The sequence below is a fragment of the Kitasatospora sp. NPDC032757 genome (genome assembly GCF_055579305.1).
Window position 1 is genome coordinate 1 of record NZ_JBVINN010000084.1, and the last position, 6231, is coordinate 6231.

The following is a 6231-nucleotide window of genomic DNA, read 5'->3' on the forward strand; positions in this document are numbered from 1 at the left end:
GGGCGGGGCGGGAGCACGCGGGACACCCCCCCCCCCGTTTACCGGGGTTACCAGGGGGGGGGGGGCGTCGTCGACCATGGTTGTGCCCCGATTCTTCGGCCCCCGACCAGCGGTTGATCAGGCGGCTCCTAGCAGGGGCTGAGCCAAAAGACCCAGCCCCAGGGGGCGGCGGGGTCCGAGCTGTAGCCGCCGGGCGACGTCCAGCCGAGGTTGCGGTTCGAGTCGTAGAACTTGGCGTGCAGGGTGGCCCGTTGGTTGTTGATCCACGAGCCGGTCCCGGACCAGGGAATGGACACCAGGTAGTTGCACGTGAAGAGCGTCAGGACGTCACCGGTGTAGTTGGGGCCGCTGTAGGCGCACACGTACGTGTACGGGCAGGAGGCGGCCAGGCTCGTCGCGTCACCCGCCGCTGGGACGCTGCGGGCCTTCTGCTCCCCGGGGAGGGCGAGCAGCAGCTCCCCGCCGTTCAGGGCGATCTTGTTGGCCGAGACCTGGGTGCCGCCGGTGGTGGCCAGGTAGGCGTCGACGCGCTCCTGGAGGCTCTTCGCCTGGGCGTCGGTCAGGCCGAGGCCGTGGGCCTGGGCCGAGAAGTCCGGGGTGGTGGCGGCGCCGGCCGCACTCGCGGTGCCCACCAGTGCGAGGAGGGTCATGACCAGCGCGGCGAGAATCCTCGCGGGCGAGCCGGAGCCGGGGGTTCGGTGCTCTGTCACGGTGTCACCTCTGGGAATCGAAGGATCGTGTCGTGTGCTGGTCACATCGTTGCCGCGCACCGGCGCCCGGGTCTTTGGCGCTGCGTGCGAACTTCCTTGGCACCGGGCGCAGTCGGCGTCCGTCATGGCCGACAACTGCCTGGACGCGGCCCGGCTGCGACCCGGATCATCTCTCTGTGTTCACGTCAACCGAAGCAGGGGCGTGCGGGTCGGCACCCGAGGCGCTGGTGTCGGTCTCCACCGACGGGGTGGTTCCACCGGACCGGCTGGAGTGGTGGAGCTGCCTGATGGAGACCGACGTCATGCCCGTGGCGCTCACCAGCGACCACGAGGGCGGCTTCCGCGGGAGTGCGAGGGCGGTCGACCTGCCCGGCGCCCGGGTGGCGGAGTTCGCGTTCTCCCCGATGTCGGCCCGTCGCGGACCGGCCCAGATCCGGCGTTTCGACCCGGAGCAGTACCACCTGTTCCTGGTGCAGGGCAGCCCGATCCAGCTGGAGCAGTCCCGCAACGTCGCCAGCCTCACGACCGGCAGCCTGGCCGTGTTCGACACCTCCCGCCCGCTGGCGGCCGACTTCTTCACCCGGGACGACCGCAGGCACCGGGTCACACTGATGCAACTGCCCCGGACCGCCGTGCCGCTGAAGGCCGACCGGATGGAGCGTCTGCTGGGCCGTTCCCTCGCCGTCCGATCGCCCGCCGGGGGGCTGCTCGGGCACTTCCTGTCCGGCTTCCTGGACAGTGCCGGCCACGGCGGCCCGGCAGAGCTCCGCCGGACGGGCGCCATCGGTGTCGATCTGGCCGCCGCCTACTTCGCGGGCCTGCTCGACGCACGCGACGCGCTGCCCGTGGAGACCCGGGAGCAGGTGCTGCTCGCGCGCGTCGACACCTTCATCGAGCACAACCTGGGAGACCCGGAGCTGTGCCCGGCCGGCATCGCCGCGCACCACCACATCTCGCTGCGCACCCTGCACCAACTGTTCCGGACGCGGCCCGAGACGGTCGCCGCCACGATCCGCCGTCGCCGTCTTGAGCGCTCCCGTGTCGACCTCGTCGACCCGCGGCTGCGCCACCGCACGATCGGGGACGTCGCCGCCCGCTGGGGATTCCGCGCGCACGCGGACTTCAGCCGTGCCTTCCGCACCGCGTACGGCGTGGCACCCAGTGATGTCCGAGGGCCCGATCCGCAGGGACCGGGCGTCGAGGGCGTCAGTCGCCGCGGAGGCGGATGAAGGTGGCGGTGGCTGGCCGGTCGGTGAGGCTGAGTTCGACGTGCAGGGGTAGGGGTGGTGAGAGGGTGGTCGGGGTCGCGGCCGGGGGAGCCGAGGAACGGGCGGACGGCCTCGGCGACCTCGCGGGCCTGGACGGGGGCGAGCCGGGGGAGGTGAGGAGGATCCGGTCGTCGTCGAGTTCGAGGACGAGCGCGTGCGGCCGGGAGGCCGGGAGGCCCGAGTTCGCCATCCGGCGCGGTCGCACCTACGCGACGGTCCTCGTGGACATGGACACCCACCGGCCGGTCGACGTCCTCGCCGATCGCGCCGCGAACACCTTCGCCACCTGGCTGCGCGACCACCCCGAAGTGCGGACGATCTGCCGCGACCGCGCCGGATCCTTCCGCGACGGTGCCCGCACGGGTGCGCCGCAGGCCCAACAGGTCGCCGACGCCTGGCACCTGCTGCACAACCTCGCCGAGGCCGTCGAGCGAGTTGTCGGCCGCCACCGCGCTGACCTGTGCGAACCCCTCGACCTCGGAGAAGAGCGGGATGAGATGCCCCGTTCCGGAGCTGCCGGCTCGAACGAGCTGGACGTCCACGGCCGGCCGCGTCCCCTGGTCGCCCGCACGCGCGAGCGTCACCAGCAGATCCACGAACGCATCGAGCGCGGCGACAGCCTGCGGGCCATCGCCCGTGAACTCCGCCTCCGTCGCGGCACCGTCCTGCGTTTCGCCCGAGCCGCCGACGTGGAGCAACTCCTCGTCGCGGCGACCCACCGCCCCAGCGTGATCGACGACTACCGGCGCTACTTGCACCACCGGTGGATGGAGGGCTGCACCAACGCCTCCGCACTCACCCGCGAGATCCAGCAACTGGGCTACCGCGGTGACGTCAACACCGTTCAGCGTCATCTGCGGCTCTACCGAACCGGAGCGATCCCGGCGGAGGCCCCACCACCCCACCTGACTGTCCGCCGCGTCACCGACTGGATCATGCGCCGACCCGAGCGGCTCGACGACACCGAACGCAAGTGCCTCGACGAGCTGTGCGAACGCAGCCCGGCCCTGGCCACGACTACCCAGTATGCCCGGCGCCTGGCGACCATGGTCCGCGAACGCCGCAGCGAGCACCTGGCCCTCGATGTCTGGCTCGCCGACGTCCGCCTCGACGGGCAACCCGAACTCCGCAGCCTGGCCGGCGGCATCCGACGCGACCACGCCGCCGTTCTCGCGGCCCTGAACACCACACTCACCTCGGGAGCAGTAGAGGGCAACGTGACCAGGATCAAGCTGCTCAAGCGCCAGATGTACGGGCGGACCAACTTCGACCTCCTACGCCGCCGCATCCTCCTATCACCGTGATCAGCCAGCCAAGACCCCTCAATCAGCGACAGAGCCACTTTCCGTGCCAGGGCCACGGAGCGTCACCGGAACCGCGATCATGAACGGTCGTGGCTGACGATCTCCTCCAAGACCTCTGGCTTCACCGGACCTGCGACGTCGCGGTCAATACCCTGACCATCCGCGCCGACCGCGTGACCGTCCACGCCGCCACGACCGGCGGCCTCATGCCGCCAGGAGGACGCGTTTGCGCAGGAGGTCGAAGCCGGCGCGGCCGAACATCTGGCGCTTGAGCATCTTGATCTTGTTGTTGTGGCCCTCGACCGCGCCGGAGCTGTAGCTCAGGGTCAGGCCAGCGACGACCGCGTCGAGGTCCTGCAGGAGACCGTTGGCGAAGCTGCGAAGGGCCGGGACCTGGTTCTGCTGGACGCGTATGATCCAGTCCTTGAGCTCTCGGCCGCGGCGGTCGTTCATCAGCTCGGCGAAGGCCCTGACGTGCTCGGCGGTGGTGGCGAGCACCGGGATTCGGGCGAGGATGTCCTTGAGCTGCTGGGCGTCTTCGTCGCGGAGGCGGTCGGGGTGGCGGGTGATCCAGCTGGTCACGTCCCTGACGGAGGGCTTGCGTCGGGGTGGGTCCTGACTGGGGAACGCCTCCCTGAGCCGGCGCACGTAGACGCGCACGATCTGCTCCTGGCCCGGGTAGCCGCGCTGTCGGATCTCTTCGAACAGGCGCCGGGCGATGGTGTGGCCCTCGGCGAACCGCTGGTGGAGGCAGGGCTTGTAGGGTCGAGGATGCTGGTGCGTCCGGTCCAGCGGCCGACCAGCAGCTCGTCCGGGTCCTTCGCGCCGGCCAGCCGGCGCACTGTGTTGCGGGCCAGGCCCAGTCGTCGGCCGATGGCGCGCAGGCTGAAGCCGTCCTCCATGAGCGTGTGGACGGCGGCGTGCTGTTCGCGGACCCGGTCGGACAGCCGGCCGGTCCGGCGGGGCTCGGAGCTGACGGCGGTCAGGGCGATGGCCGGAGCCGGCTCGGCTGCAGGGGCCGGTTCGGGTAGCAGAGCATGGTGCTGGAGCACGGTCTTCTCCACCGCGTCGGCGAGGTTCTGCCACAGGTGGAACCGGTCGGCGACGTGGATCGCGTCCGGGGCGCCGAGCCGGACGGCTTCGGCATAGGAGGCCGACCGGTCGCGGCAGACGACCTTCACCCCGGGATGGTCGGCCAGCCAGGACCGGACGGTCTCGACCGTGCGGTCGGGCAGCAGATCGACTGCGCGGCGGGTCTCGATGTCGACCAGGATCGTGGCGTAGACGTGGCCCTTGCGCAGGGCGAACTCGTCGACGCCCAGCACGCGCGGCACCGCGTGCGCCGGATCCGGCAGGGCGCGTATCAGCCGCAGGAGCGTGGAACGGCTCACCGGGACCGCGAAGGTCTCGGCCAGGCGAGAGCCCGCCCGACCGGCCACGGCCAGGGCGAGCTGCTGCAGCGCGGTCTGCAGGCCCAGGCTCCGCCGCCCGTGACGGAAGGTCAGCCCCGCCGCCTGCTCGACGAACGTGGCCCGAGGGCAAGCTCGTTCACGGCAGCGGAACCGGCGGAGCCGTAACTCGACCACCACCCGACGCCCGCCCCCGGCACTGTCGTCCAACCGCCGCACGTAGCTGCTGCGCACTCGGGTCGAGACGGTCCCGCATGACGGACAGCCCGCCTCGTCGCCGGTTCGCCGGGAAGCCAAGCGTCCTGACGAAAGGTGGTGGCGCCGCGAGTGCAGCGAGTCGCTGGACTGAGTGGCAGCCTGGCCGCCCGTCCGCCCGCCGTCCGCCCACCGGCCCGGCCGCCACCCCGCCGCCGACCGGACGCCGCCCTGGCACCCGCTGCGATGTGAGGCCAAAGACGGCGGCGCGGGCGCCCCGTGATTTCCGGTGCGGGGGCGGGTCGAGACCGCTGAGGTGCGCCCGTGAAATTCGTTTGCTCGTCTGGGGGGCCTGTTGGACAGTAGAGACACCAAGACCGAGCGAGGCGGAGAGGAGAGCACGGTGACCATCGCAATCAGCGACCAGTCATATCAGCGCTCCTCGAGTTCCCAGATCCCCGGGATGTCCTCGTAGCGTGCTCACCGGCCGACGGCCGGGCCGCCCTGGGGGTCATCCCCGAACGGGCGGCCCTTTTTCATGCCGCCTCGCAGTGCCGGATGGTGCAACTGGCAGCACGCCTGACTCTGGATCAGGAAGTTCGGGGTTCGAATCCTCGTCCGGCAGCGCAGCACCAGGAGAGTTGGCCGAGTGGTAAGGCAGCGGCTTGCTAAGCCGTCGTCGGGGTTACACCCGCGCGCGTTCGATCCGCGCACTCTCCGCGCAGCAGAGCAGTTCTCGGAGGAGCCAGCCGACAGGCGGCGCCGGCCTCGGTCTTGAAAACCGTTGGGGTGCGCGAGCACCCGTGTGGGTTCGACCCCCACCTCCTCCGCCAAGGGCGAGCTGGGCACAGGAGAGCCCAAGGGTCTGTAACACCCCCGCTTCGGCTGTGGCGGTTCGAATCCGCCCTCGCCCACCCGAACCCGACTGCCGGAACCGCAGCGGCGTCGGCCTTACCCCTGCTCCGGCCGCTCGGCGCCCGCCATCCAAGGTGCCGGATGGGCCGCTACAGCTCCATCCGACGTGGGCGCCATGGGTCGCTGAACCGGAGGTCGACCCGGCCACCTCCGCATCCCAGCTGCGCCCCGAGCCCACTCATCAGCCCTTCGCCGAGCGTAGACCGCGTCCCAGGCAACGGATCTGGACGGCGGGGCGGCGGTGAGGAACGGCGGAGGCCACCTCTCCACAGTTTGTTGCAAGTCGCACGGGCCGTTGAAGCCCGGAATTGGCGCCGGTCACAGCGCACGCCGGGTAACTGATCGTTTCAGAATGACTTTCGAAGGCGTCGGAGGCAGATGATGCTGCAGGCGAGGTCGAGTAGTCCCTGGTGGAGATCGGCGCGTCGCT

General features: G+C 70.9%; 6 protein-coding genes and 4 tRNA genes. 6 read left to right on the forward strand and 4 right to left on the reverse strand.

The features are described 5' to 3' along the window. Window positions 1-128: 128 nt before the first annotated feature. Window positions 129-710: a peptidase inhibitor family I36 protein gene (locus ACZ5WK_RS39880; protein WP_465555423.1), complete on the reverse strand. Its 582-nt coding sequence runs from the start codon at window positions 708-710 to the stop codon at window positions 129-131. A gap of 176 nt (window positions 711-886) precedes the next feature. Between ACZ5WK_RS39880 and ACZ5WK_RS39885 the strand changes: the two genes are divergently transcribed. After that, window positions 887-1939 carry a helix-turn-helix domain-containing protein gene (locus tag ACZ5WK_RS39885; protein WP_465555425.1) on the forward strand — a complete coding sequence of 351 codons (1053 nt, stop codon included), beginning with the start codon at window positions 887-889 and terminating at the stop codon, window positions 1937-1939. Here the strand turns inward: ACZ5WK_RS39885 and ACZ5WK_RS39890 are convergent. Then, complete coding sequence (locus ACZ5WK_RS39890; RefSeq protein ID WP_465555427.1) at window positions 1917-2168, reverse strand: hypothetical protein; 252 nt, start codon at window positions 2166-2168, stop codon at window positions 1917-1919. The genes ACZ5WK_RS39885 and ACZ5WK_RS39890 overlap by 23 nt on opposite strands. 37 nt (window positions 2169-2205) lie before the next feature. On the opposite strand from ACZ5WK_RS39890, the gene ACZ5WK_RS39895 reads away from it, so the two are divergent. After that, a complete protein-coding gene (locus tag ACZ5WK_RS39895) occupies window positions 2206-3282 on the forward strand; it encodes an ISL3 family transposase (RefSeq protein ID WP_465555429.1) in 1077 nt (358 codons plus the stop codon). 204 nt (window positions 3283-3486) lie between these two features. On the opposite strand, the gene ACZ5WK_RS39900 is transcribed toward ACZ5WK_RS39895, so the two are convergent. Both ACZ5WK_RS39900 and ACZ5WK_RS39905 read right to left on the reverse strand, forming a co-directional pair. Next, a complete protein-coding gene (locus tag ACZ5WK_RS39900) occupies window positions 3487-3942 on the reverse strand; it encodes an ISL3 family transposase (RefSeq protein ID WP_465555431.1) in 456 nt (151 codons plus the stop codon). Beyond that, entirely contained in the window at window positions 3861-5297 is a 1437-nt protein-coding gene (locus ACZ5WK_RS39905) for an ISL3 family transposase (protein WP_465555433.1), read from the reverse strand. Before ACZ5WK_RS39905 ends, ACZ5WK_RS39900 begins: the two co-directional genes overlap by 82 nt. Before the next feature lie 141 nt (window positions 5298-5438). Between ACZ5WK_RS39905 and ACZ5WK_RS39910 the strand changes: the two genes are divergently transcribed. The 4 genes from ACZ5WK_RS39910 (at window position 5439) to ACZ5WK_RS39925 (ending at window position 5800) form a co-directional block, all read left to right on the forward strand. Beyond that, a tRNA-Gln gene (locus ACZ5WK_RS39910) sits at window positions 5439-5511 on the forward strand. A 10-nt stretch (window positions 5512-5521) separates the two neighbouring features. Continuing rightward, window positions 5522-5606: transfer RNA gene (locus tag ACZ5WK_RS39915), tRNA-Ser, on the forward strand. Window positions 5607-5624: 18 nt separating this feature from the next. Then, window positions 5625-5719: transfer RNA gene (locus tag ACZ5WK_RS39920), tRNA-Ser, on the forward strand. A 1-nt stretch (window position 5720) separates the two neighbouring features. Continuing rightward, window positions 5721-5800: transfer RNA gene (locus tag ACZ5WK_RS39925), tRNA-Tyr, on the forward strand. Window positions 5801-6231: the final 431 nt, after the last annotated feature.

Coding starts and splice junctions, on each gene's coding strand:
- ACZ5WK_RS39890 (WP_465555427.1), bottom strand. CDS start 2,168: ATGGCGAACTCGGGCCTCCCGGCCTCCCGGCCGCACGCGCTCGTCCTC.
- ACZ5WK_RS39895 (WP_465555429.1), top strand. CDS start 2,206: ATGGACACCCACCGGCCGGTCGACGTCCTCGCCGATCGCGCCGCGAAC.
- ACZ5WK_RS39905 (WP_465555433.1), bottom strand. CDS start 5,297: ATGGTCACCGTGCTCTCCTCTCCGCCTCGCTCGGTCTTGGTGTCTCTA.